General features: G+C 55.1%; 19 protein-coding genes and 1 riboswitch. Of the genes, 10 read left to right on the top strand and 9 right to left on the bottom strand.

The window, feature by feature from the left end; all coding sequences use genetic code 11:
* Positions 1–10: 10 nt before the first annotated feature.
* From ACZ5CE_RS02960 to pbpG, 4 genes are all read left to right on the top strand, one after another.
* The gene (locus ACZ5CE_RS02960) at positions 11–2,050 is read left to right on the top strand and encodes a PAS domain-containing sensor histidine kinase (protein ID WP_464576255.1); all 2,040 of its coding nucleotides are present in this window, start codon (positions 11–13) and stop codon (positions 2,048–2,050) included.
* The gene (locus ACZ5CE_RS02965) at positions 2,047–2,478 is read left to right on the top strand and encodes a response regulator (RefSeq protein ID WP_464576256.1); all 432 of its coding nucleotides are present in this window, start codon (positions 2,047–2,049) and stop codon (positions 2,476–2,478) included. The genes ACZ5CE_RS02960 and ACZ5CE_RS02965 overlap by 4 nt, the downstream gene beginning before the upstream one ends.
* Positions 2,478–5,540, top strand: coding sequence for an EAL domain-containing protein (locus ACZ5CE_RS02970; RefSeq protein WP_464576257.1), 3,063 nt, complete (start codon positions 2,478–2,480; stop codon positions 5,538–5,540). The genes ACZ5CE_RS02965 and ACZ5CE_RS02970 overlap by 1 nt, the downstream gene beginning before the upstream one ends.
* Before the next feature lie 229 nt (positions 5,541–5,769).
* Positions 5,770–6,600: a D-alanyl-D-alanine endopeptidase gene (gene pbpG, locus ACZ5CE_RS02975; protein WP_464576258.1), complete on the top strand. Its 831-nt coding sequence runs from the start codon at positions 5,770–5,772 to the stop codon at positions 6,598–6,600.
* A gap of 163 nt (positions 6,601–6,763) precedes the next feature.
* Here the strand turns inward: pbpG and ACZ5CE_RS02980 are convergent, their stop codons facing one another.
* From ACZ5CE_RS02980 to glnA, 3 genes are all read right to left on the bottom strand, one after another.
* Positions 6,764–8,020: a putative Na+/H+ antiporter gene (locus ACZ5CE_RS02980; protein WP_464576259.1), complete on the bottom strand. Its 1,257-nt coding sequence runs from the start codon at positions 8,018–8,020 to the stop codon at positions 6,764–6,766.
* A gap of 47 nt (positions 8,021–8,067) precedes the next feature.
* Positions 8,068–8,733 carry a tetratricopeptide repeat protein gene (locus tag ACZ5CE_RS02985; RefSeq protein ID WP_464576260.1) on the bottom strand — a complete coding sequence of 222 codons (666 nt, stop codon included), beginning with the start codon at positions 8,731–8,733 and terminating at the stop codon, positions 8,068–8,070.
* Between the two features lie 63 nt (positions 8,734–8,796).
* Entirely contained in the window at positions 8,797–10,206 is a 1,410-nt protein-coding gene (glnA, locus tag ACZ5CE_RS02990; protein ID WP_464576261.1) for a type I glutamate--ammonia ligase, read from the bottom strand.
* A 371-nt stretch (positions 10,207–10,577) separates the two neighbouring features.
* On the opposite strand from glnA, the gene ACZ5CE_RS02995 reads away from it, so the two are divergent.
* Positions 10,578–11,030, top strand: a complete 453-nt coding sequence (locus tag ACZ5CE_RS02995) for a rhodanese-like domain-containing protein (protein ID WP_464576262.1) — start codon at positions 10,578–10,580, stop codon at positions 11,028–11,030.
* An 11-nt stretch (positions 11,031–11,041) separates the two neighbouring features.
* On the opposite strand, the gene ACZ5CE_RS03000 is transcribed toward ACZ5CE_RS02995, so the two are convergent.
* Together ACZ5CE_RS03000 and thiC are read right to left on the bottom strand one after the other, a co-directional pair.
* Complete coding sequence (locus ACZ5CE_RS03000) at positions 11,042–11,866, bottom strand: undecaprenyl-diphosphate phosphatase (RefSeq protein ID WP_464576263.1); 825 nt, start codon at positions 11,864–11,866, stop codon at positions 11,042–11,044.
* Between the two features lie 448 nt (positions 11,867–12,314).
* On the bottom strand, positions 12,315–14,222 hold the full coding sequence (gene thiC / locus ACZ5CE_RS03005; protein WP_464576264.1) for a phosphomethylpyrimidine synthase ThiC: 1,908 nt from the start codon (positions 14,220–14,222) through the stop codon (positions 12,315–12,317).
* A gap of 30 nt (positions 14,223–14,252) precedes the next feature.
* Positions 14,253–14,359, bottom strand: a riboswitch (TPP riboswitch).
* 65 nt (positions 14,360–14,424) lie between these two features.
* On the opposite strand from thiC, the gene ACZ5CE_RS03010 reads away from it, so the two are divergent.
* The 4 genes from ACZ5CE_RS03010 (at position 14,425) to hpnA (ending at position 19,687) form a co-directional block, all read left to right on the top strand.
* Positions 14,425–15,090, top strand: coding sequence for a protein-L-isoaspartate O-methyltransferase family protein (locus ACZ5CE_RS03010; RefSeq protein WP_464576265.1), 666 nt, complete (start codon positions 14,425–14,427; stop codon positions 15,088–15,090).
* A gap of 226 nt (positions 15,091–15,316) precedes the next feature.
* Positions 15,317–16,588, top strand: coding sequence for a TolC family outer membrane protein (locus ACZ5CE_RS03015; protein WP_464576266.1), 1,272 nt, complete (start codon positions 15,317–15,319; stop codon positions 16,586–16,588).
* Positions 16,589–16,982: 394 nt separating this feature from the next.
* The gene (locus ACZ5CE_RS03020) at positions 16,983–18,614 is read left to right on the top strand and encodes a MutS-related protein (protein WP_464576267.1); all 1,632 of its coding nucleotides are present in this window, start codon (positions 16,983–16,985) and stop codon (positions 18,612–18,614) included.
* Between the two features lie 83 nt (positions 18,615–18,697).
* Complete coding sequence (hpnA, locus tag ACZ5CE_RS03025) at positions 18,698–19,687, top strand: hopanoid-associated sugar epimerase (RefSeq protein WP_464576268.1); 990 nt, start codon at positions 18,698–18,700, stop codon at positions 19,685–19,687.
* A 42-nt stretch (positions 19,688–19,729) separates the two neighbouring features.
* Here the strand turns inward: hpnA and lysS are convergent, their stop codons facing one another.
* The 4 genes from lysS to ACZ5CE_RS03045 form a co-directional block, all read right to left on the bottom strand.
* On the bottom strand, positions 19,730–21,307 hold the full coding sequence (gene lysS / locus ACZ5CE_RS03030; RefSeq protein WP_464576269.1) for a lysine--tRNA ligase: 1,578 nt from the start codon (positions 21,305–21,307) through the stop codon (positions 19,730–19,732).
* A 4-nt stretch (positions 21,308–21,311) separates the two neighbouring features.
* Positions 21,312–22,416 (bottom strand): peptide chain release factor 2 gene (gene prfB / locus ACZ5CE_RS03035; protein ID WP_464576270.1). Its coding sequence is split into 2 segments (ribosomal slippage): positions 21,312–22,334 and positions 22,336–22,416, totalling 1,104 coding nucleotides; the frame shifts between segments, so codons are not numbered across the junction.
* A gap of 107 nt (positions 22,417–22,523) precedes the next feature.
* Positions 22,524–23,450 carry an S-formylglutathione hydrolase gene (gene fghA, locus ACZ5CE_RS03040; RefSeq protein WP_464576271.1) on the bottom strand — a complete coding sequence of 309 codons (927 nt, stop codon included), beginning with the start codon at positions 23,448–23,450 and terminating at the stop codon, positions 22,524–22,526.
* 31 nt (positions 23,451–23,481) lie between these two features.
* Positions 23,482–24,600 (bottom strand): S-(hydroxymethyl)glutathione dehydrogenase/class III alcohol dehydrogenase, encoded by a 1,119-nt coding sequence (locus ACZ5CE_RS03045; protein ID WP_464576272.1) that lies wholly within the window; start codon positions 24,598–24,600, stop codon positions 23,482–23,484.
* 322 nt (positions 24,601–24,922) lie between these two features.
* Here ACZ5CE_RS03045 and ACZ5CE_RS03050 point away from each other — a divergent pair, with 322 nt between their 5' ends.
* Positions 24,923–25,432: a DUF1269 domain-containing protein gene (locus ACZ5CE_RS03050; protein WP_464577401.1), complete on the top strand. Its 510-nt coding sequence runs from the start codon at positions 24,923–24,925 to the stop codon at positions 25,430–25,432.
* The last annotated feature ends 106 nt before the right edge of the window (positions 25,433–25,538 follow it).

A 25,538-nucleotide genomic window follows, 5' to 3' on the forward strand; every position in this document is an offset into this window, starting at 1 on the left:
GTACGCCGCGATGACCTCTCCCTTCGACAACGCCGGAAAAGGAACAAATGTGTTCAATACGGGTCAAGGTTCTGCGAATACCGCAGCGCCCGACCCCTCCTATATAAGAATTGCACGCATTCTAGAGCAGAGCGTGAACGAAATTTACTTATTTGACGCCGAGACACTGCTTTTTGAGTATGTAAATGAGAGCGGGCGATATAACCTGGGGTACGACGTGGAAACCCTGAGGCGTATGACGCCGCTCGACATCAAACCGGAATTCGACGAAGCGTCATTTCGCGCCATGATCCATCCGCTTTTGACCGGCGAGAAAGGGATATTGACCTTTGAAACGACGCACTTGCGTGCGGATGCCACATACTATCCGGTGGAAGTCCGGCTACAGCTCAACGTTCAGTCAGACAAACGGGAATTCCTGGCCATCATTCTCGACATCACCTCCAGGCGTGCCGCTCAACTCGCCTTGCAGGAAAGCGAGAAACGCTTCCGGACCATGATAGATACCATTCCGCAAATGGCCTGGATGGCATACCCCGATGGCACAAGGTACTGGTATAACCAGCGCTGGTACGACTATACCGGCACCACCCTGCAGGAGATGAAAGACCGGGGGTGGGAAAGCTTCCATGATCCTGAAATCCTGCCAATGGTAATCGAGCGCTGGACCGCGGCAATCGCGGCTGGCGAGCCTTTCGATATGGAATTTCCGCTGCGGGGAAAAGATGGCGGATTCCGCGTATTCCTTACGCGGGCGGAACCACTGAGAAATTCATCGGACGAGGTTGTGCAATGGTTCGGCACCAATACCGATGTGCATGAACGGCGGTTGCTGGAGAAAGCGCGCCGGGAAACAGAGAGACAGCTCCACGTGGTGATGGAGAACATGAGTGAGGGTGTCGTGATAGCCGATCTTTCGGGTCGGCTTCTCCAGTGGAACCCAGCCGCACTCAAAATGCACGATATCAGTGAGGAAAGCGATGTTCTCGTCGAACTTGAGAAGTTCAAGGACATGTACGAGTTTTCAACAGTCGAGGGAGCGGTGGTGCCGGTCGAGGAATGGCCGTTGAGGCGGGTGCTCCGTGGCGAGTCCTTGCATGATCTGGAATTGCGGGTCAGGCGGCTGGATAGAAATTGGGAAGGCGTTTTTGGTTATTCCGGAGCAATTTCCCATTATGACGAGGGCAAGGGGCTGGCATTTCTCATCATAAAGGATATTACCCAGCGGAAAAATGCCGAGGCAGCGTTATGGGATGCGAAGACGAATCTCGAGCACAAGGTGAGTGAACGCACTTCCCAGCTTCAGGCGAAAAGCAAGGAGCTTGAGAATTTCTGTTATTCCGTTTCGCATGATCTCAGGGCGCCCTTGCGAGGGATAGACGGCTATAGCCGCCTCTTGCTGGAAGACCATCACGATAGTCTCAGCGAAGAGGGCAGGGGCTTCCTGATGAATGTGCGCGCGGCAACGAAAAATATGTCGGCGCTGATCGAGGATCTGTTGGCTTATTCGAAGCTGGAACGCCGGAAGTTATCGACCATGGCTATTTCTCTTTCCAGCTTTGTAGCCAATATGCTGGAGCAGTATAAAGGCGATCTGGAGAAGGTGCGGATTACTGTCGAGATTGATGATTTCAAGGTGCGTGCCGATCCTGATGGCCTTGCGATCGTGCTGCGCAACCTCATGGATAACGCGGTGAAATTCTCCCGGTACGTTTCTCAACCGGAAATAGCAATCCGTGCGCAGTCGGCGGCGGACTTTTGCGTGCTCGCCGTGAAAGACAATGGGATCGGATTCGATATGAAGTTTTACCACAAGATTTTTGAAATATTCCATCGTCTTCACCGCGCGGAAGATTATCCCGGAACCGGCATCGGACTTGCCATGGTTCAAAAAGCAATGGAGCGAATGGGAGGAAAGATCTGGGCAGAAAGCCAACCTGGCGCCGGGGCTACGTTTTATCTTCGGCTCCCGCTGTTCAACAGTGCTGCGAGGGTCGATCCGGAAAACCCGCCCGAATCCTCGTTTAACAGTCAGCTTCCTTCCCTATGAATGCGCTGCCTATCTTGCTCGTCGAGGATAATCCGATGGACGTGGATCTAACCCGACGGGCATTCTCGCGGCATAATCTGGCCAATCCGCTGGAAGTTGCGCGTGACGGGCAGGAAGCCGTGGATTACATTTTCCGGTGGAAGGGGGGAGATCCCTTGCCGGCCGTTATATTGCTGGACTGGAAATTGCCAAAGCTCAGCGGGCTGGAGGTACTTCGGACCATTCGGACACACCAGCAATTCGCCGTCGTGCCTGTGGTGGTTTTAACTTCCTCTGCCGAGGATCAGGACATCTTCGAAGCTTACTCCCTCGGGGCGAATTCCTATATCGTGAAGCCTGTGGATTTCGACAAATTCATCGATGTGGCGAGGCAGATCGAACTTTATTGGACTGTTCTCAATATCCGGTGCAGTTCCCCGTCTGAATAATGAAGGTTCTCTATCTTGAGGATAACGCGCAGGATGCCGACCTGGTGCGTATCGAGCTTCGGAAGCATGCGCCGGATATCGAAGTGGATGTTGTTCCAACATTAGCCGCAGCGTTGACGCAACTGGAGCGTTTCCGGGACGTGTACGGCGGCCGGGCGGCTTCCCCGATTGCAGCCAGCGCGAGTACGGATACTCCTCGCTACGATCTCGTCCTGACCGACCTCGACCTCCCCGACGGGAGCGGCGAAACGCTTCTGACCCGGGTTCGCGGCGAGCAACTGCCACTCCCTGTCGTCGTGCTGACCGGATCGGGCAACGAAGAGGTTTTATTGGCATTGCTTCGCGCCGGAGCCGATGACTACGTAATAAAGCGCAATGATTTTCTCAGTACTCTGGGCCTGGTATTGCGCGCCGCGCTGGATAAATTCCATACGGAAACTTATCGCCGGGCTGCTTCGCTGAAAATTCTTTATGTCGAACCCAATCCTTACGATATAGATCTTACGAAACGCGAATTGGGTGTCATCGCTCCACATTTGCAGGTCGAATCCCTCCATACAGCCGAGCAAGTCTTTCAGCGTCTTTCGGTTCCGGATCCCAAGTGCATCACGGATGTGCTCCTGCTTGATTACCGCTTGCCCGGGGCATCGGCGACTGACGTATTAAAGGAGCTTTGCCAGGTTCGCGGTCTGGATCTGCCCATCATCCTGGTTACCGGGCATGGAAATGAGGAGATCGCGCGCCAGTCTCTCAAGCTCGGCGCTGCTGACTATATCGTAAAAAGCGAGGGTTATCTTCAGCGGCTGCCAACTGTAATAGAAAATGTCTGGCTACGGGCGGAGTCCAACCGCAGAGAGCGTGTTCTGGTGGAAGAAAGGACGCGCCTCGCCCTGGCTACGGAAGCCGCAGCGATCGGCATCTGGGAGTGGAACACGGCGACCAACGAGTTTATCTGGGACGAGCGCATGTATGAAATCTATGGTGCTCCCCGTGGAAGTGCTATTACCTATGAGATCTGGAAATCGTATGTCCACCCTGATGATTTGCGCGAGCAGGAAATGCAGTTGGAACGGGTTGGTGCGGAGAAGGGGCGCGGGCAACCGGATTTCCGGATTCGACACGCCCATGAAACAGTCCGCTACCTGCATACTGCCCGGGCGGTAAAGTGGAGTACCGGCAGTAACGATTTGAAGGTGGTAGGCACGGCGATCGACATAACTGAGCGCAAACAGACGGAGCTGGCCCTTCAGCAGCATGCAATGCAACAAGGCCTGATCGCCCAATTTGGGCAGCAGGCGCTTGCCAGCACGAGTATCGATGCGCTATGGGAGGAAGCCGCGCTGGTGACTTGCCGTGGCCAGAATGTCGGTTTTTGCAAGGTGCTGCAGCTTGCGCCGGATAAACGATCATTCATATTGAGGGCGGGCGCCGGGTGGGAGCCGCGATGGAAAGGGCGCCCGATTTCCGCGACGAATGATAGCAGCCAGAACCGTTTCATTCTCGCAACCCATCAGCCCGTGATAGTGGAGGATTTTCTCCTGGAAAGCCGCTTCCGGACATCGGAGATCCTGAAAGCGCATGGCATACGAAGCGCGGTTGGCGTGCTCATCTCCGGAGTGGGGGGGGCTTACGGCATTCTCGGAGCCTATTCCCGGGATCCACTGCGGTTTGCGGCGAACAGTGTCAATTTTCTGCAAAGTCTCGCCAACATCCTTGCGACGGCGATCGATCGTAAAAATGCCGAGGAGCGACTGACCTATCTGGCTCAGTTTGACCCGCTCACCGGGTTGCCGAACCGAAGCCTGTTTCTTGACCGGCTTGAGCGGGCAATGGAACTTGCGCGCCGCAACCGGAAGCGGATTGGCGTCATATTTGCCGATCTGGACCGTTTCAAGATTGTAAATGATACGATGGGTCATGGCGTTGGAGATAAGCTGCTGGTACAGGTTGCACAGCGGCTACAGGGGTGCATACGTTCCGTCGATACGGTCGCCCGTCTGGGTGGGGATGAGTTCGCTTTCATTTTGCCCGAATTGACCCTTGGCGAGGATGCCACGCTGGTAGCGGAGAAAGTGATATTTTCCCTTTCGCAGGTATTCGAACTCGAGGGACAGGAGGTCTATGTTTCCGCCAGCCTCGGCATCAGCGTTTATCCCGGGGATGGGGTTAATGCCGACAGTCTTCTGCGAAACGCAGATACCGCCATGTTCCAGGCCAAGGAGCAGGGCCCGGCAATTTATCAATTTTATCTGCCGCAGATGAACGAGCGCGCAATGGCGCGCCTCACCATGGAAACGCAGTTACGCGGCGCGCTGGCGCGGCAGGAATTCGTTTTGCATTACCAGCCGAAAGCAAGCCTGATCAGCGGACAGATTACCGGGTTCGAAGCTTTGCTGCGATGGCAGCGTCCAGGGCTGGGCCTGGTGCCTCCACTGCAGTTCATATCCGTCCTCGAGGATACCGGGCTGATCGTTCCCGTGGGTGAATGGGTGGTGCAAACTGTCTGCGAACAGATAAAAAGTTGGCGGGAGCAGCAAGTCCCGTTGCACCCGGTTTCGATCAATCTTTCTGCCCGGCAGTTTCACCAGCAGGACCTCGAGAAGATCATCGGAAAAGCACTGGCCGCTTCGCGAATCGATCCTCGTCTGCTGGAGCTCGAATTGACCGAGTCGGTATTAATGAAAGAGGCGGAGATGGCCGCCAGTACGCTCCAGAATCTCAAGGCTTTTGGAGTGCAAATCTCCATGGATGATTTCGGTACCGGTTATTCCAGCCTTGCTTACCTCAAGCGTTTTCCTCTCGATGTGCTGAAGATCGATCGTACTTTCATTCGCGACGTGACCAGCGACGCGGATGACGCCACCATCACGGTGGCAATGATAAATCTTGCCCATAGCCTGGGGTTGAAGGTGATCGCGGAGGGCGTTGAAACAAGTGCGCAACTGGAATTTCTGAAGGAGCATGGCTGCGACGAGATGCAGGGCTACCTTTTCTCCCTGCCTTTGCCGCTTGAGGGGGCCTCGCAGGCGTTGATCGAAGGGCGCCGCCTTTCGATGGATTGATCACGCTGCAACGCAATCCCGATCCATATGGATGCCATGGCCCGACCGCTGCCCCCGAGCCATGACTTGAATCCCCGTTCTGTCTGGGCGTCTGCCGAAATTTGCGCGCGCATGCCGATATTTCGCAGAAATCTCTTTAACTATCGCACGTAATTTGCTAACTTACGTAGTGCTGACCTTCGGCTTGAAGCGCAGCGGGGAAAAATTCTGGTGAGATACGGATAGGCAAATGAAAAAAAAGATTACTCTTGCGGTATTTGTCACGTTCGCTTTAGCCTGCGCCACCATTGCACAAGCGGGCGGATTGCATCTCAGATCGCATGCGGCGCTGATCCTGGACGCCGAGCATGGACGCGTTCTCTTTAGCAAGAACCCCGATAACATTGTGCCGATCGCGTCCATTACCAAGCTGATGACCGCAATTGTTGTCCTCGATGCAAAATTGCCTCTGAAAGAAGGCGTTGTTATCGAGCAGGCCGATGTGGATGTCATCAAGAATACCCGTTCACGATTGCGCGTTGGCACGCGCCTCTCTCGCTATGACCTTTTACGCCTGGCCCTGATGTCTTCCGAGAATCGCGCCGCCGCGGCGCTTGGGCGCGCTTATCCGGGCGGCATCAACGCATTCGTCGAAGCGATGAACAACAAGGCGTTCGAGCTGGGCATGGGTAACAGTTATTTCGTTGACTCGACCGGCTTGAATAGGAAAAACGTTTCAACGGCCAGGGATCTCGCAAAACTGGTCGAGGCCGCGGAGGATTATGATCTGATCCGCCAATTTTCGACTACCGCTGCGCACGCGGTGGAGTTCAAGGAGGAACGCAGCCTGAAATTTGTCAATTCCAATAGACTGGTGCGCAGCAGCAGTTGGGAAATCGGTGTATCCAAAACGGGATTTCTTCGCGAAGCGGGCCGCTGTCTGGTCATGCAGGCAAAAATAAGCGGCAAACCCATCATTATTGTATTGCTTGATTCGGCAGGAAAGAATACCCGTATCGGCGACGCCAACCGCGTCAAGAAATGGATGGAGACTGGTTTCACCCGGAAAGTCCGGGGTTAGCAGCTCGCCGGACTTAAAGGAAATTGGCTGCAAAAGCGTCTGGATGGTCTATATTTCGCCGCTTTTTGGACCAATCTCACCCAGTCAAGTTTTTTGTTCAAGGCTGCCGCCTGATTGCCAGCGATCAGGTGGATTGCTGGTGCAACAGCGCGCCGCTTGAGAATTACAGCAACTGGAACGCAAGAATAGCAACCACCGTCGGCGGTAGCGCGGCTGCCAGCAAACCCAGGGGCTGGATTGCCTGATCCTGAAATGATCCCTTGAGTATGGAAAAACCCGCCGGATTCGGGGCATTCGCGATAACTGTCAACCCGCCGCCAGTGACTGCCCCGGCAACCAGCGAATACCGGAATTCCCCGCTGGTATTTTCGAGCAGCGAGCCCAGGTAAGTGAGTGCGGCATTATCGGTTACCGCGGTGAGCAAAGTGGCGCCGAAAAAGAGCGCCGTACTGTCCATACCGCTTAGCGCTGGCTGCAGCCACCATTTCTGCTGCCCTCCAAGAACCACCAATCCGGCCAGGAAAAATGCCACCATCAATCCTTCCCGGAGGATCAACCGATCCTGATAGCGTTCGTACGCGTGTGCAAAACCCAGAAAGAAAAGCAGGAGGCCCATGAAAACCGGCGGATAGTGCGCGAATACGACCACCCCGATCAGAAACCCCAGGTGTATCGCTGTGACGAGCCCCGGGACGTTTTCCCGGTTTGCATGGTCTTCACCCTTGATATCCGATAATTCCCGCTGAAACAGGAGAGTGACAGCGAACGCATTGATGATTACTGCAATGGCGGCTTTCCAGCCGAACGTCATCAGCATGAAGGTGGTGTCCCACTCCCATTTGGCTGCCACCATGAGCACCGGCGGAGCGGCGAAAGAGGTCATGGTTCCGCCAATGGAAATATTGACGAAAAGAACGCCCAGCGTGGCGTACTTGACCGGGGTTGAAATGTTCCTGGAATAATAGCGATGGAGAAGGATCAGCCCCGCCAGCGTCATGGCGGCAGGCTCGGTGATGAATGAACCCAGCAGGGGCACGAAGGATAAGGTAACGAAGTAAAAGGCTTTTCCCTCCGGCCATGGCATAAGCCTCGCGATGCTCTCGACGCTGAGCATGGCTATTTGCAGTATGGGCCGGCTGCCTGCGATAACCATGATGGCAAATACAAACAGGGGTTCAGTAAAGCTCTGCTGATCCAGATAGGTAGTGGCGGCTTCCTTGCCATTCATGATCATCATCACGATGATAAGAATCATTGCCCAGAAGCCGAAAACCACTTCGACTTCGCCCAGCAGGTGCCAGATGCCGGCATGCGCTGGCCGGGTATGCGCAAGGTGCTCGAAGATCTTCGTGGAAAAAGTATGAAGCAGCGCGATGGCGAACAGTATTGCGCCGGCTATCTCGATGGGGAGTGGATTCATCTGTTTTTTGTATCGTGCCGAATGAACCCGATTTGTCTTGGCGCCACCTATTTCATTGCTTCCAGATTGGCCTTGGCGTCTTCATTTCCTTGGGCAGCAGCTTTACTGAACCATTCTTTCGCCTTAACCGGATCCCTGGGGATCCCCTCGCCCGAGTAATACATTACTCCGAGGTTGTTTTGCGCATCCACATTGCCCTGATTCGCCGCCTGTCTGAATAATTCCACGGCCTTGGCCGTATCCTGGGCCACGCCTTCCCCATTGGCGTACATCAGTCCAAGATTGAACTGTGCATCCGCATATCCCTGCGCGGCGGACCGGTGAAACCAGGCGGCAGCCGTGACCGGGTCATTGTTGAGAATTTTTCCCGAAGAATCCTTCGATATGGCTTCACCGGTGTAATACATTACACCGAGCCCATTTTGGGCTTTAGGATCTCCCGCTTCGGCATCTTTTCTCAATTTGAGAAACTTTTCTTCGGGCGTAGGTTCGTCCGGGGAGGCGGGCGGCATGATTTCATTCAGCACCGCTGATTTCTCTTCGGGCGTCAATTCATTTTCCAGTACGGATGGAATCTGCTTCTCCGAAGTATATTCGTCGGCAAGCTTGACTGTGGACTCTTCCGGCGGTTTCTTCGCAGTGGGCTTGTCGCCGCAACCCCAGAGCATGAGGAACGGAACGGTCATCAACACGGCAGTAATGAGCTTCGTCACGGATTTTCCTTCATAGAGCGGCCAAATTCGATTCAAAATGTTCCCAGCTTCATAACCGATCGGCTACAGGCTGTAGTACATATCGAATTCCACTGGATGGGTGGTCATGCGCAGACGCTGAACTTCTTCCATTTTCAGTTCGATGTAGCCGTCGATCATGTCATTCGAGAATACGCCCCCCCGCGTAAGAAAGTGGCGGTCCTGGTCGAGGTTGTCCAGCGCTTCATCCAGAGACGCGCAGGGATTGGGAATCCTGGCGGCCTCTTCGGGAGGCAGGTCGTAAAGATTCTTGTCCATGGGATCGCCGGGGTGGATCCTGTTCTGGATCCCGTCCAGCCCGGCCATCATCAACGCGGTAAATGCCAGGTAAGGATTGGCGGTGGGATCGGGAAAACGCACTTCAATGCGACGGCCTTTGGGGCTGTTTGCATAGGGAATGCGCACCGCGGCAGACCGGTTGCTGATGGAATAAGCAAGATTGATAGGTGCTTCAAAACCGGGCACGAGCCTCTTGTATGAATTGGTTCCCGGGTTTGTGAACGCGTTCAGGGCCTTCGCGTGCTTGATGATCCCGCCTATATAAAATAACGCCAATTCCGAGAGTCCGGCATAGCCATTTCCGGAAAATAAATTCTGGCCGCCCTTCCAGATAGACTGATGCACATGCATTCCCGAACCGTTATCGCCCACTATGGGTTTCGGCATAAAAGTTACCGTCTTGCCATATGAATGAGCGACACTGTGGACTACGTATTTGAAAACCTGGGTCCAATCCGCACGTTTGACCAGGCTGCTGTATTTCGTGCCAATCTCGCACTGGCCGGCGGTGGCTACCTCGTGGTGATGCACTTCGACTTCCAGACCCAGTTCCTCGAGGGCGAGACACATGGCGGAGCGGATGTCGTGCAGGGAATCTATGGGGGGAACTGGAAAGTAGCCTCCTTTTACTGGTGGGCGATGGCCGGTGTTGCCAGTCTCGTATCTCACCGCCGAACTCCATGCCGCTTCCTCCGATTCAATTTTTACAGAGCAGCCGGACATATCCTCATGCCAGGTTACGGAGTCGAAAATGAAAAATTCCGGCTCGGGTCCGAAATAGGCGATATCGCCGATGCCGGTCGATTTCAGGTAAGCCTCGCCCCGTTTCGCAAGGGAGCGCGGATCACGGTCATAGCCCTTGCCGTCAGAGGGTTCCACCACATCGCAGGTTATGAATAGCGTAGGTTCATCCATGAACGGGTCCATGTTCGCCGTATCCGGATCAGGTATCAGGAGCATGTCGGAAGCATGTATGCCTTTCCATCCGGCAATCGAAGAGCCATCGAAGGCGTGCCCATCCTCAAGCTTGTCCGCATCGATTGCGTGAGCAGGAAGCGTCACGTGCTGTTCCTGGCCCCGGGTATCAGTAAAGCGAAGGTCAACGAATTTCACTTCATTGTCCTGTATCATTTTCAGTACGTCGGATACCGCCATTTTTTTCTCCAAAACCAGAATTGCAATGCAATACGGACGAGGTGCGAGGGAATCTCTGAACAAATCCTGCCGAGTTCGTAAAATCGAGATGACCATAAGGTGCGCGACGATGGTCGTGGCGCAAGTGGGGGATTATATCAGCAGGAGCGCTTGCGTATTAAGGAAGTCCTGAACAAGTCAAGTCGCTGAGCGTGCTCCAACTGCCGGATTTAGGCTGATCGATGAAAACAGGAATATAAAACCCGGTTACGCCGCCCTGACCTGCAAGGCGCTGTCGCGCCAGCGAAGATTTGTTCAGACTTCACAAAGCAAAAATGTACTAATATTGCATTTACATTGATACATTGATTTGAATATCCGGGGGGAAGCCAATGGATACGATAGGCTCGATACTTGAAAGGGCGCAACAGCGCGCCCAGGAAATGAATTTGCCATACGAGGGCGCTCTTTATCCTGCCGAGGCGCTCACTCTTCTGCAGGAAGCTCCCGGAGCCAGGCTGGTCGATGTCCGTTCAAGGGCCGAGCTGGACTGGGTGGGAAGAATACCTGGCGCGGTCGAAATCGAATGGCAGTCCTATCCGGGCATGCGGCCCAATTCCAGTTTTCTTTCGTATCTTTCCAGCCAAGTGGATAAGGAATCGATGGTAATGTTCCTCTGCCGCAGCGGCGGACGTTCGCATCAAGCTGCCGCAACCGCCACTGAATCGGGCTACGCAAATTGCTACAACGTTCTGGAAGGCTTCGAAGGCGATAAGGATGCGAGCGGCCATCGTGGCACCAAGGGTGGCTGGAAAGCGGCTGGATTGCCCTGGGTGCAAAGCTGAGAGACCCGGAGTCAAGGCGCCGACCATTCCACCATGCCGGAATAAGCGGTCGCAAGCACGATTGCGCCAAATCCAATGCGGTACCAAGCGAATACGGTAAAATCATGGTGGCTCACGAATCGCAATAGCCCGCGAACCGCGATCAGGGCGCTGATGAACGAAGCCACGAAACCGACGAGAAATACGCCCATGTCGTTGAACTGGAGAATGTCGCGGTGCTTGTAGACATCATAGAAAGTCGCGGCGAACATGATGGGTATTGCGAGGAAGAATGAAAATTCCGTGGCAGCCTTTCGGGACAAGCCAAAGAAGAGCCCGCCAATAATGGTCGCGCCGGAACGCGACGTGCCGGGTATCAGGGCGAGGCACTGCATCAGTCCGATCTTCAATGCATGTTTCCAGCCCATGTCATCGACGCGATCGACATCAACGACGTGCTTCCTGCGTTCCGCCCATAGAATGAGGAATCCGCCGATGATCAGCGCCAGAGCGACGGGGATCGGATGAAACAGGTAATGCTTGATGGTTTTGATGAAGAGCAGGCCCAGGATCGCAGCCGGCAGGAAGGCAATAAACAGGTTCAGCATGAAGCGATTGGCGTCTTTGCTTGACCCGATCTGCCGCATGACGCTGCCTATTCTGGCGCGGTATTCCCAGCACACCGCCAGGATGGCGCCCAGCTGGATCAGGATGGTGAAAACCTTTCCTTTCTCGTCATTGAAGTTCAGCAGATCGCCGACAAGAATCAGGTGTCCGGTAGAGGAAACAGGAAGAAATTCGGTCAAGCCTTCAACAATGCCGAGAACCAGCGCCTTGAGAACCAGAAGCCAATCCATCGGTTATCCGGCAAGGAGTGCTTGTACCCGGAACACGTCGGGAGAAGGAGAAAGGGCGGGGGGTGCGCTATGCAAAAGCTTCATCCAGTGAAGGGAGTCGATTACCAGTTAAACAGACGGAACAGGGGGCACGTACCCCCGCTTTTTCTTGAGGCAAGAGCCCATTTTTTGCAACGCCGGTGCAACCGGGCAGGGCGGAGCAATTTCTTCCATGGAAGATGCGACCCATAGCGGGATGCCTGTGCCCCAATAATACCGGGGTACGGTCGAAGCATTTCCCTCCGCATCCCGCTTCCCGTTTCTCGAACGCCCTTCGGGCCATGCTCTGCGGAGCCATGGCGTTGCGCTTTCCCTGGCATCGTAGCCCAAGCTACGACTTTCGTCACGTGCCTTATGATCATCCCGATTTTACCAGCAACGCGCTCAGCGAAGATTGTTCAACGTTTCCTTAAGCTTTCGTGTAAATTTCCGCTCCTTTTGCCACGAATTCCTGCGCTTTTTCTTCCATCCCCTTTATCAAGGCGTCCTGTTCGCTCACACCCTGGTTTGCTGCGAAATCCCGCACATCCTGCGTAATTTTCATCGAGCAGAAATGGGGGCCGCACATGGAGCAGAAATGAGCCACTTTGGCGCCCTCCTGCGGCAGGGTTTCGTCATGGAATTGCTGCGCCTTATCGGGATCGAGACCGAGGTTGAACTGGTCCTCCCAGCGAAATTCGAATCGCGCCTTGGAAAGCGCATTGTCGCGTAATTGTGCACCAGGATGTCCCTTTGCCAGATCGGCGGCATGAGCGGCTATCTTGTAGGTGATGATGCCGTCCTTCACGTCATCCTTATCCGGCAGCCCAAGATGTTCCTTGGGCGTAACGTAACACAGCATTGCGGTGCCATACCAGCCGATCATCGCCGCGCCAATCGCGGAGGTGATATGGTCGTAGCCGGGCGCGATGTCCGTGGTGAGCGGTCCAAGGGTGTAGAACGGCGCTTCGTTGCAATATTTAAGCTGCAGGTCCATATTCTCCTTGATGAGATTCATGGGCACATGCCCCGGCCCCTCGATCATCACCTGCACGTCGTGTTTCCATGCGATCTGGGTTAATTCCCCCAATGTTTTCAGTTCCGCGAACTGGGCCTCGTCATTTGCGTCGTAAATCGACCCTGGACGCAGTCCGTCGCCCAGGGAAAAGCTTACATCATAAGCCTTCATGATTTCGCAGATTTCCTCGAAGCGGGTGTAGAGAAAACTTTCCTTGTGATGCGCGAGGCACCATTTCGCCATGATGGAGCCGCCGCGCGAGACAATTCCGGTCAGGCGTTTTGCCGTCATGGGAACGTAGGCGAGCCGCACACCCGCGTGAATCGTAAAATAGTCCACGCCCTGCTCGGCCTGCTCGATCAGCGTATCGCGAAAGATTTCCCAGGTGAGTTCTTCCGCTTTTCCATTCACTTTTTCCAGCGCCTGGTAGATAGGGACAGTGCCGATGGGAACGGGGCTATTGCGAATGATCCATTCACGCGTTTCGTGGATATTTTTTCCGGTGGACAAGTCCATCACCGTATCTCCGCCCCAGCGTATGGCCCAGGTCATTTTTTCAACTTCCTCCTGGATGCTTGAGCCCAGCGCGGAATTTCCGATATTGGCGTTGATCTTTACCAGGAAATTGCGGCCGATGATCATCGGTTCAGATTCGGGATGGTTGATGTTGAGCGGGATGATCGCGCGGCCCCGGGCCACCTCTTCACGTACGAATTCCGGCGTAATGTGACGAGGCAGAAAGGCGCCAAAGTCGTGGCCGGGGTGCTGGCGGGCTAGCAATTCCCGCTGCTGGGCGTTGAGATGCTCGCAGCGCAGATTTTCCCGTATGGCGACATATTCCATTTCCGGCGTAATGATTCCACGGCGCGCATAGTTCATCTGCGTTACGTTCATGCCCGCTCTGGCGCGGCGAGGGTGCCGCTTCAGGTCAAAGCGCAAGTCGGCGAGCGCCGGATCGGCCAGCCGTTGCCTGCCATAGAGGGAAGCGGGACCGGATTGAACTTCCGAGTCCGCGCGCTCGCTTATCCATTTCTCCCGCAGTGGAGATAATCCGGACCGGATGTCGATTTTTATCGCGGGATCGGTGTAGGGTCCGGAAGTGTCGTAAACGTAGACAGCGGGATTTTGTTCATCCCCCTTGTTCGCATGGGTAGCCGACTGGCTGATTTCCCGCATCGGTACCCGAAGATCGGGCCGAGAGCCTTCCACATAGACTTTGCAGGACTTTGGAAGAGGCTTGATGGCTCCTTCATCGACATGCGCCGTTTTACTCGAAAAAGGGAAGGGAAACGAGGCGGGATTTAAGACTGTTGCTTTCATGAACGCTCCTTTGATGCCATAAACGAGCGGGACGTCAGGTCCCAGCTTCCCTACGGCGGCATTATCCGTGTCAGGTAGTAAGGGACTCTCTCACCAGTTTGCCGGCCAGCGCCGGAAACGGACCCCTAGCTGCTGCTGTGAAGCTAAAGGAAATATGGAATAATTGCAAGTCTGTAAACGACAATTTATATAGGGCAGGAGCATGGATCTGGAGCAAACCCGGTTTAATATGGTGGAGCAGCAAATTCGCCCATGGGACGTATTGGACGAGGATGTTTTAAAGTTATTGTTTGAGCTGCGGCGCGAGGAATTCGTCCCCGCAGCCTACCGGTCTCTCGCATTCGTGGATATGGAGATCCCGCTGGGGCATGGGGAGGCCATGCTCACTCCCAAACTTGAAGCACGTATTTTACAGGAACTTCAGGTAAAAAGAACGGACCGGATTCTGGAAGTAGGCAGTGGAAGCGGTTATCTTACCGCTTTGCTTGCCAAAAAAGGCAAACTGGTCCATGGTGTTGAAATCATTCCCGAACTGAAGGCTATGGCGGAAAAAAATCTCCAGGCACATGCAATCGACAATGTCGTGCTGGAAGCGGGCGATGCTGCCAGAGGGTGGCCTCAGCATGGGCCTTATGATGTCATCGCGCTCACGGGGTCCGTGCCGGTACTGCCGACGGCTTTCCAGGAAAGCCTAACGACCGGCGGTCGTTTGTTCGCAATTGTGGGCGATCCACCGGTGATGAATGCCGTGCTTGTTACCCGGGTGACGCGATTCGAAGAGCCGGGTGAGTTCAGCACGGTCGGATTGTTCGAAACTTGTATTCCTCCTCTGAAAAATGCCCAGAGGCCGACAAGGTTCGTCTTTTGAAATTCCAGAAGCGGTTCCCGAATTGTCCATCGGCTGCATGCATCCAACCCCACTGTTGCCTGGAGTCATGCTCGAGGGGCGATAGTTCGTTTTTCGTATCCGAAGCAGGACAATCGGAATCAAAGTGAATATTTCACGATACATCCCGGGCTTACTGATTGTTGGGATTGCTCTATATTCTCCGGCTCATGCGGTAGATTTTTCTCCGGCTCATGCGGCGGATCTGATGGCGATTTATCGTGAGGCACTCGAGCAGGATGCGCAATACAGTTCAGCTCGCGCCGCCCACCTCGCAGCGCAGGAAAAGCTGCCGCAAGGCCGGGCGGGGCTGCTTCCCACGGTTACCTTTTCGGGCGTGCGGCGCCGGCAGTTGATAGATAGGGGCGCATCGATAGGGTCGGGAGGATTGGCGGTGCCTCCTGGCGAGGTGACCATAGATAACCAGAGCCTGACTGTTACCGCGACTCAGCCAATTTATCGCAAGGAAAATTTTGCGATCTACGAGCAGGCGAAGATCCAGGTGGTCCAGGCGGACCTGCAATTCATTCTCGCGGCGCAGGACTTGATACTGCGCGTTGCCCAGGCTTACTTCGATATACTGACCGCCCAGGTGAATATCGAAGTGGCGGAGGCCCAGAAGAAAGCAATCGGAGAACAGCTCGCACAGGCCAAGCGGAACTTCGAGGTGGGGACGGCAACCATCGTGGACACCTACGAGGCACAGGCGCGCTTCGATTTGACCGTTTCGACGGAGATTGCGGCCCGGAACGAACTGGAGGTCAGGAAGCGCACGCTGCAGCAAATCATCGGCCGTATTCCCGGCGATCTCCGGCGTCCGCATGACACCGCATCTGACCTGCTGAAGCTCAAGTATGCCAACATGCAGGACTGGATCACCGTCGCGGAGCAGAACAATCTTGCGCTCAAGATTCAGCAGGCCATTGTCAATATCGCAAAGCAGGATGTGGAAAGGGCCAAGGCGGGTCATTATCCCACTCTCGACCTGGTGGCGATCTACAGCGACCAGAAAGGGGTGGGGGGGACCATTACCGGAAGGGGGGTCGATCTGACGTCAAAGGAAATCGGAGTGCAACTCAATGTTCCGATCTTCCAGGGATTTGCGACCCAGTCGCGCGTACGCGAGGCGCTGGCCAACCAGGAGCGGGCTCTTCAAGACCTGAATAATACGAGGCGCAATAGCGTGCTCCAGGTGAGCCAGCAGTATCTGAATGTCACTAATGGCATCGCACAGGTCCAGGCGCTCAAGCAAGCTGTGATTTCCAGCAAGAGCCAGGTTGATTCGACTAAAACCGGGCAGGAGGTGGGGGTGAGAACAGAGGTCGACGTATTGAATGCTCAGCAGTTGCTGGCTACCGCGCAACGCGATCTGTCCCAGGCACGCTATAATTTTCTGATGTCCAGGCTGAGGCTGGAGGCTGAGGCCGGCGAGCTGGATGAAGAGGATTTAATGCAGATAAATGATGTATTGCTAAAGTAAACCGTTTGTCCATCGCTGATGGAAACCCGCTTCGGGTTTTGTCCGGGACTTGATGCGGCGTTCAGCGGCTGGATGCATTTGGGGTTTTGCCGGATAAGAACCTTTCGTGGGTACCTTGCCATTGCCTTGTAGCTCGCCGCGTTGACGCCAACCCCGTTGGATGTTAGATTTTCAATCGTAGTCCGGTTTTTCCACCGACCGCTTGCTTGCCATTCCAGAATGCCGCCAATATGACGGTGCCCGAGTGCCAATCAAATATTTCCGCACAGTCCGCCATGGATGAATCACCAACCAGTGAAGGATGAGCGCATCCGGATACTTTCGACAGGCCCTTTCCATTCGCACGTCATGGCATGCATCAAAATTATCTGGACTTATCATGACGGAGCCAGCCATGTCTGAGTTGCATTCCGGCCAACCGCCGGTCCTGTCTTCCGGCGATCGGCCGGTAGGGGTACGGGATACCCGTCCGGTTCCGGGAGAGCACGGTGTTCTGGATGCAAAGACCTTTGATGCGATCGAAGCTGATCAATTATTTGATTCATTTAATCATGCGGTAACTCATGTCGGGCAGGCGGTGTTGTATCGTTCCCTGGCCCGGCCGGCGGCCGATCCGGTGAATGTTCGAAAAAAGCAGGAAGCGTTGAGGGAACTGGAGTCAAACCCTGCTCTTCGGGAGGGTCTGGAGCGCTACATGGAGGAAATGCGGCGCGGAGAGCAGTCGCTTTATGACTTGCTCTATGGAAATTTCAATGGCGGAATCGCTATCGAAAATTCGCGGCGCAGCAGTGACAAGATGGAGTTCAGCGGCTACGGGTACAACCAGTTTCTGGACGGTACCGGTTTTGTGATCGATCTGGTCGAGCTGGCGCAGACTTTGCCGCAGCCACGAAGCGAATACCTGCGTGAGTTATTTGACGCAATCGGTGAATTCGGGCATTCGCGTATCTGTTCCCTGATGCGCGGGCCGATTTATCCGGTAGATGGAAAATTCAAGACCAGCGAGGAAAAACCGCGTTATACGCCCGTTTTCCGCTTCAGGCCGTCCATGCTCAAACCTCTTCCCATCCTGCTGGTATTGGGCGGCTTATCGCTGGCTTTGTATTTTTTTCAGGGCATGCTGGCAAGCTTCGGAATTTCTTATCTTGGTTTCGGAATACTGGTGCTGGCGGTACCGGTTTTGCCCGTTCTGTTGATCGCCATCGCCGCCTCCGATCGCGACAACATCATCTATCCATTACGCAAGCTGTTCAAGCATAGCGTGGAGCTGGCGCGTGTCATGGAAACGCTGGGCAGGATCGACGAGATGATGTCTTTTTATCGTTATGCGCAAACCTTTGGCGGGCCGATGGTGCTGCCGGAGATAATGGACAGCGACTGCCACTCGCTTGACGCAAGTGCGGCAAGAAACCCTCTGCTCGCGAGAGGCAATCCGAATTATGTTCCGAATGACATCCTGCTTGACGATAAGGGACGGCTCCTGGTAATCACCGGCCCCAATAGTGGCGGCAAGACAGCCTACTGCAAGACAGTGGTCCAGCTTCAGCTGGTGGGCCAGATGGGCTGCTACGTTCCCGCATCCGCAGCCCGCCTGGTACTGGCCGAGCATATTTTTTACCAGGTCCCCGACCCTGGGCATCTGGATGAAGGCATTGGACGTTTTGGGCACGAATTGAAACGTACGCGAGAGATATTCTTCAGCACGACGGCTCGCAGCCTTGTCGTGCTGGATGAGCTTTCGGAAGGTACGACATTTGAGGAGAAAATGGAGCTTTCCGAGTATGTGCTTTCCGGTTTCCACAAGCTGGGAGCCAGCACCCTGCTCGTTACCCACAACCATGAGCTATGCGAACGTTTGCAGGATAAGGGAATCGGCCGCTACCTGCAGGGCGAGTTTCTCGCCCAGGGACCGACTTATCGGCTGATCTCCGGCGTATCCAGGGTAAGCCATGCCGATCGGGTCGCGGCCGCGTTGGGATTCAGCAAGGAAGACGTGGAAAAGCATATTGCAGCTCGAAGTAACTGATTGACCAGCGTCGAAACGGAGGAGGTTGTTTCATTCGCTTCACCGCGCTGCTTCAATCCGGCGCTTCCTTAAGGATTGAATAGATGAAATCACTGGTTACCGGAGCAAACGGGTTTGTCGGTTCGGCGGTTGCACGCTGCCTGCTGAATGCCGGGCACGAAGTACGCTGCCTGGTGAGGCCAGGGAGCGACCTGAGAAATCTTTACAAGCTGCCTGTCGAACTTTCGCAAGGCGATCTGCGCTCGGCTCAGTCGCTCAAGCGCGCTGTCGCGGGTTGCGACAATCTGTTCCATGTCGCCGCGGATTACCGCCTGTGGGTACCCAATCCGGAAACCATGTACGACATCAATGTAAAAGGAACCGAGGCGCTGATACTCGCTGCTGCCGAGGCGGGAATGCGGCGCATGATATACACCAGCAGCGTGGCCACGCTGGGAGCGAACCAGACTGATGCTCCGGCCAACGAAAACACGCCTTCCACCTTGATGTCGATGACGGGGCACTATAAGCGGTCCAAATTCATGGCGGAACAAGTGGTTCGGCAAATGACCGATGAGCATAAGTTACCGGTCGTCATCGTCAACCCCTCCACGCCCATAGGACCGCGCGATATCAAGCCCACTCCCACGGGGCGCATTGTGGTGGATACGCTCTGCGGCCGGATGCCGGCTTATGTAAATACCGGATTGAATATCGCGCATGCCGACGACATCGCGCATGGCCATTTGCTGGCTTACGCGAAGGGGATACCGGGGGAACGCTATATTCTAGGCGGCGAGAACATGACCTTGTTGCAAATACTGCAAACAATAGATGAAATCAGCGGAAAGCGGACAAAGCGTTTCAATCTGCCGGTCAAAGTGGTTCTTCCAGCAGCGTGGCTAATGGAAAAAATGGCAATGGTAACCCGTGTCGAGCCTCGCGCCACGATGGATAGCGTGCGCATGGCGGAAAAAAAGATGTTTTACTCCAGCGAAAAGGCCGTTCGCGAGCTGGGTTATCAATACCGGCCCGCAACAGAAGCGCTGGAGGATGCAATGAACTGGTTTCAGACTAACGGCTACTGCGGGTAGTTTTCCCTGAAAACCACGCGGGGCTTGATCACAAAAAAGTTCTTAATTTCCCTGACGCAGTTGCGGGAACAGGATCACGTCGCGTATGCTGGGACTATCGGTGAAGAGCATCGCCAGGCGATCTATCCCGATACCTTCGCCCGCCGTGGGAGGAAGGCCATATTCGAGAGCCCGGATGTAGTCCGCATCGTAGTGCATCGCCTCGGCATCGCCTGCTTCCCTGGCTTGGGCTTGCTCCAGGAAGCGCACCGCCTGGTCTTCGGGATCGTTCAACTCGGAAAATCCGTTCGCGATTTCGCGTCCCGCAATATAGAGCTCGAAACGGTCCGTCACCGCCGGGTTCACGTCGTTGCGGCGCGCCAGGGGGGAGACTTCCGCTGGGTAATCAATGATAAAGGTGGGTTCGTGCAGCAGATGCTCCGTGGTGGCGTCAAACAGCGAAAGCTGCAGCCCCCCGATTCCGTCGCCTGGTTTGAAAGCGATGTCGTTTAGCGCCATTACGGCTGTTAGCCAATCCCGGTTGTGAAGGTTGTCGTGGGTATATTCCGGGTGAAATTTCTCGATGGCCTGGGTAATGGTGAGCCGTGCGAACGGCCGGGCAAGATCGATTTCCCGCCCCTGGTAGGTCACTTTCGCGGTGCCCAGCACTTTTAGTGCTACTTCCTGCAACATGCTTTCGGTGAAATCCATCAAATACGCGTAATCCTGATAGGCCTCGTAGAATTCCAGCATGGTGAATTCCGGATTATGCCGGGTCGATATTCCCTCGTTGCGGAAGCTCCGGTTGATTTCGAACACCTTTTCCATTCCGCCGATTATCAGCCGCTTCAGATAAAGCTCGGGTGCGATGCGCAGATACAGCTTCCTGTCCAGCGCGTTATGGTGGGTAACGAAAGGCCGTGCCGCCGCACCCCCGGGAATGGGATGCATCATCGGTGTTTCCACTTCCAGGTAGCCGTGCGCAGCGAGGAACTCACGGATGGCCTGAATGAGCCGGGAGCGAGTGACGAAGACCTTGCGGCTCTCTTCGTTCGTGATGAGATCGAGGTAACGCTGCCTGTATTTTTGCTCCTGGTCACTCAGGCCATGGAATTTTTCGGGCAGGGGCCGCAAGGATTTTGTCAGCAGCCTCAGCGCTGTGACGCGTACCGACAACTCGCCCGTACGCGTTCGGAATAGGGTTCCTTGCGCTCCCAATATATCGCCCAAGTCATAGTGCTTAAATGCGTCGTACGCCGCTTCGCCGGCGACATCCCTGGCAATGTATAGCTGAATGCGCCCGCCCGTATCCTGAATCGTAGCGAAGCTTGCCTTGCCCATCACCCGCTTCAGTACCATGCGTCCCGCTATGCTGACAGCCTGGGGCGCGCCTTCCAGCATTTCGTTGGAATGCCCGCCATATCGCTGGTGAAGGTCCAGCGATAAATCCTCCCGATGGAAGTCATTTGGAAAAGGATTGCCCGTTTTCCGCAGGGCATCCAGTTTATGGCGGCGCTCCGCGGTAAGAAGCTCCTTGTCGTCGGATTCCTGCCCCGAATCGCCGCCCGGCGCGGCGGTATTGATCCGATCGTGCTCTTCAGGCTGTATCAGGTGATCTATTTCATCCCGAATCTTGCTCATGTTGTCAGACCCCTTGTTTCAAGCTTGCCTCGATGAATTCATCCAGGCCGCCGTCGAGTACCGCCTGAGTATTGCCGCTTTCGATTCCCGTGCGCAGATCCTTGATGCGGGATTGATCCAGCACATAGGAGCGAATCTGGTGCCCCCAGCCGATATCGGTTTTGCTGTCTTCTATCGCCTGCTTTTCGTCGTTGCGCTTGCGCAATTCCGCTTCGTACAAGCGCGATTTCAGCATGGCCATCGCGTCCGCGCGATTACGATGCTGCGAGCGTCCGCTCTGGCATTGCACTACGATACCGGTGGGATTATGGGTAATGCGTATAGCCGAATCCGTTTTATTGATGTGCTGACCACCCGCGCCGGAGGCACGGAAAGTGTCCACGCGCAAATCCGCGGGATTGATTTCTATTTCTATCGTCTCATCCACTTCGGGGTAGACGAATACGCTGGCAAAAGAGGTATGGCGGCGATTGCCTGAGTCAAAGGGCGACTTACGCACCAATCGATGCACGCCGGTTTCGGTACGGAGATAGCCGTAGGCGTACTCCCCTGATATTTTCAGGCTGGCGCTCTTGATGCCGGCTACTTCCCCCGGTGACTCTTCCAGGACCTCCACGGCATAACCGCGCCGCTCGCAGTAGTGAAGATACATGCGTTCCAGCATTTCCGCCCAGTCCTGCGCCTCGGTGCCACCCGATCCCGCCTGGATATCGACGAAGCAGTTATTGGGATCCATCGCATTGGAAAACATGCGGCGGAATTCCATGCGGTCCACGATTTTTTCCAGCTCGGCGATATCCGTGCCAACACTCTCGATCGTGGCATCGTCATCCTCTTCTCTCGCCATCTGAAATAGATCGCGTGCATCATGCAATTGGCGGTCGAGCGACCCGAGTGTGACAACGACGTCTTCCAGCATCTTTTTTTCACGGCCCAGTTCCTGGGCGCGTTTGTTGTCATCCCAGATCGCCGGGTCTTCCGTCAGTCGTGTCAGTTCATTCAGACGCGTTTGCTTGGCATCGAAGTCAAAGATACCTCCGCAACTCTGCCGTTCGATTGTCGAGGCCGGCGAGTTGGTGAGCAATGGCGTTAAGCTGTTCCGCTTCCATGAAAGTCGTTTCCAAAAGCTTGGATTATACAGGAAGCGGAATGGCTTCCTCCCGCTGTGAACGCATCAGGATATGAGGAGCCCCCGAACAAGTCTCAACTGGCGAGACTAAAAGTTCCTGAATGCATTGTGATGGAAGCGCAGATGATTTTCGATGAATGTGCTTATAAAAAAATAGCTGTGATCGTAGCCTTGGCGCATGGTGATCCTTGCCCCGTAATTCGCTGCCTCACAGGCGGCGATGAGGCGTTCGATCTTCAATTGCCCGGGCAGGAATTCATCCGCATCCCCCTGGTCGACCAGCAGGGGCAAATGCTCGGAGGGCCGCGAGGATTCGATCAATAACGTGGCATCATAATTCTGCCAGCACTTTTCATCATTTCCCAGATAATGCGTAAATGCCTTCCTGCCCCATGAGCTGGCGATAGGGTTTGCGATAGGCGAAAACGCGGAGACCGAACTGTAGCGCCGTGGATTGCGTAAAGCGATTACCAGCGCGCCATGCCCACCCATGGAATGTCCGGAAATGGCTCGTACATCACCGACGGCAAAATTCTGCTCGATCAGTGCCGGCAGCTCATCGACAATATAATCGTACATTTGATAGTTGCGGCTCCAGGGAGCCTGGGTGGCGTTCACGTAGAAACCAGCGCCCAACCCCAGATCGTACGCGGCATCGGGGGATGCCGCCACGCCTTCTCCCCGCGGACTTGTGTCTGGAATGACCAGCACAATGCCGAGCTCCGCCGCCGTCCTTTGGGCGCCTGCTTTGAGCGTGAAATTTTCATCTGTACAGGTGAGTCCGGACAACCAATAGATCGCTGGAAATTTCTCGGGGCCATCCATGCGCGGTGCGCGGGATGCATTGAACGCAGTGGGCGGGAGATAAATGGAAAAATTCATCTCGCAACCCAAGGTCCGAGAGTAATGGCAGTACCGTTGCTGCAGTCCCTCAAACAAGCAATGGGATGAGAGCAGCTTCAAAATAGCGATATCCCCGGTTTCCTGCGCGGGACAAGCGATTCCGCGTTGCAATGATTCGCGGGCCCATGCGTGAACTTGCGGTTCATTGGGCGTAATGGATGACCGTGCGGATGGATTTGCCTTCGTGCATCAGGTCAAACGCTCTATTGATATCACTCAACCCCATGGTATGGGTGATGAATGTATCGAGCTCGAATTCCCCCTTGAGATAGCGTTCCACGTAACCCGGCAGTTCGGTGCGGCCTTTGACTCCACCGAAAGCAGATCCGCGCCAGACACGCCCGGTCACGAGCTGGAATGGCCGTGTGCAGATCTCTTCGCCGGCCCCGGCAACACCAATGATCACGGATTCCCCCCAGCCCTTGTGGCAGCATTCCAGTGCCGAGCGCATCACCTTGACATTGCCGATGCATTCAAAGGAGAAATCCACCCCGCCACCCGTCATTTCAACGATGACATCCTGGACCGGCTTGTCGTAATCCCTGGGATTGACCACATCGGTTGCTCCCAGTTGCCGGGCAATCTCGAACTTCCCCGGATTGAGATCGATCGCGATAATGCGTCCGGCCCTGGCAATGGCCGCGCCGATGATTACGGCCAGCCCGATCCCGCCGAGGCCAAAAACAGCCACCGTATTGCCTTCCTGCACTTTCGCGGTGTTGGCGACCGCACCCAGCCCAGTGGTCACGCCGCAGCCGAGCAGGCAAACTTTCTCCAGAGGCGCTTCCTTGCTGATCCTGGCAAGTGAGATTTCGGGTATTACGGTATATTCGGAGAAGGTGGACGTTCCCATATAATGATAGATGGGTTTCCCGTCCTTAAAAAAGCGTGTCGTCCCGTCGGGCATCAATCCCTGGCCCTGCGTTGCCCGAATGGCCTGGCAGAGGTTGGTTTTGCCGGATTTGCAAAATTTGCACTCACGGCATTCGGGCGTGTAGAGCGGTATCACATGGTCGCCAACCTGCACACTGGAAACGCCTTCTCCCAACGCTTCGACGATGCCCCCGCCTTCATGGCCGAGAATTGCCGGAAACTTGCCTTCCGGATCCTCGCCGGAAAGCGTGAATGCATCGGTATGACATACACCGGTGGCAACGATGCGCACGAGCACCTCCCCCCGCTGTGGCGGCAGAAGATCAACTTTCTCGATACGCAAGGGTTGCCCTGGAGCCCAGGCTACTGCTGCACGTGTCTTGATCATCCCCTCATTCCTTTCCCTGGTTTTCAATATAATCCTGTACCCGTTCCGGCACCCGGCTCATCAACTCAATTCCGCCTCCGTTGTTCGTTTCCAAAGCCGTTCCCAACGACGCGCCGGACAATGCGGTTCGATCAACGGACTTTGCCGGAATCGGCCATTCGAATACCGTCTTTGGAGTCGTCCGGATAACGTACAGCATACCGGTTTTTCAATCCAGGCAACAAAAGCCGTTGCGTTGCTTTTTGATATCAGCCGTCCTATTATACAAGCGAGGGCAATCGAATCTGCGCGTGTAGTGATTAACAATTTTAAGGAGATCATGATGCGACGAATCTACTTTCTTGTTCCCAACATCCCAATTGCAAAACGTATTGTCGACGAATTGCTGCTCGCCCGCATAGAGGAACGGCATATCCATGTGATCGCAAAACGCGGTACGGAGCTGGAGGATTTGCCCGAAGCCACGTTGTTTCAAAAAACCGATTTCGTCCCCGCGGTGGAACGTGGGCTGGCGCTGGGCGGATCAGCCGGCGCGCTTGCCGGATTGGTCGCCATCGCTCTTCCTCCCGCCTCGACCGTGATTGCAGGCGGGGTGCTCCTGGGGAGCGCGCTCGCGGGAGCGGGTGTCGGCGCGTGGGCAGGCAGCCTCATAGGGGTAAGTACCGCCAATTCGAGGATCAAGCAGTTCGAGACGGCAATCGAATCGGGGCAACTACTGGTTCTCGCGGACGTGCCGAAAGGGCGGGTCGATGAAATCGAGGAACTGGTAAAGTTACACCTCCCGGAAGCGGTGATCGAGGGAACGGAACCGATAATCCCGGCATTTCCTTGATGGAGTCAAAAGGCTCCCTCATGGAGACGGCCTGAAACGTTTCCTGTTTCACCCATTCAACCCATGGGGGAGAACATCGAATTGTTTCATGAAGCGGCCTCGCGGA

This window comes from Nitrosospira sp. TNL200, assembly GCF_055386305.1.

Excerpts from the sequence above, each read along its gene's own strand:
- ACZ5CE_RS02960 (WP_464576255.1), top strand. The coding sequence starts at position 11 with ATGACCTCTCCCTTCGACAACGCCGGAAAAGGAACAAATGTGTTCAAT.
- ACZ5CE_RS02965 (WP_464576256.1), top strand. The coding sequence starts at position 2,047 with ATGAATGCGCTGCCTATCTTGCTCGTCGAGGATAATCCGATGGACGTG.
- ACZ5CE_RS02970 (WP_464576257.1), top strand. The coding sequence starts at position 2,478 with ATGAAGGTTCTCTATCTTGAGGATAACGCGCAGGATGCCGACCTGGTG.
- pbpG (WP_464576258.1), top strand. The coding sequence starts at position 5,770 with ATGAAAAAAAAGATTACTCTTGCGGTATTTGTCACGTTCGCTTTAGCC.
- ACZ5CE_RS02980 (WP_464576259.1), bottom strand. The coding sequence starts at position 8,020 with ATGAATCCACTCCCCATCGAGATAGCCGGCGCAATACTGTTCGCCATC.
- glnA (WP_464576261.1), bottom strand. The coding sequence starts at position 10,206 with ATGGCGGTATCCGACGTACTGAAAATGATACAGGACAATGAAGTGAAA.
- ACZ5CE_RS02995 (WP_464576262.1), top strand. The coding sequence starts at position 10,578 with ATGGATACGATAGGCTCGATACTTGAAAGGGCGCAACAGCGCGCCCAG.
- ACZ5CE_RS03000 (WP_464576263.1), bottom strand. The coding sequence starts at position 11,866 with ATGGATTGGCTTCTGGTTCTCAAGGCGCTGGTTCTCGGCATTGTTGAA.
- thiC (WP_464576264.1), bottom strand. The coding sequence starts at position 14,222 with ATGAAAGCAACAGTCTTAAATCCCGCCTCGTTTCCCTTCCCTTTTTCG.
- ACZ5CE_RS03010 (WP_464576265.1), top strand. The coding sequence starts at position 14,425 with ATGGATCTGGAGCAAACCCGGTTTAATATGGTGGAGCAGCAAATTCGC.
- ACZ5CE_RS03015 (WP_464576266.1), top strand. The coding sequence starts at position 15,317 with ATGGCGATTTATCGTGAGGCACTCGAGCAGGATGCGCAATACAGTTCA.
- ACZ5CE_RS03020 (WP_464576267.1), top strand. The coding sequence starts at position 16,983 with ATGTCTGAGTTGCATTCCGGCCAACCGCCGGTCCTGTCTTCCGGCGAT.
- hpnA (WP_464576268.1), top strand. The coding sequence starts at position 18,698 with ATGAAATCACTGGTTACCGGAGCAAACGGGTTTGTCGGTTCGGCGGTT.
- lysS (WP_464576269.1), bottom strand. The coding sequence starts at position 21,307 with ATGAGCAAGATTCGGGATGAAATAGATCACCTGATACAGCCTGAAGAG.
- ACZ5CE_RS03045 (WP_464576272.1), bottom strand. The coding sequence starts at position 24,600 with ATGATCAAGACACGTGCAGCAGTAGCCTGGGCTCCAGGGCAACCCTTG.
- ACZ5CE_RS03050 (WP_464577401.1), top strand. The coding sequence starts at position 24,923 with ATGCGACGAATCTACTTTCTTGTTCCCAACATCCCAATTGCAAAACGT.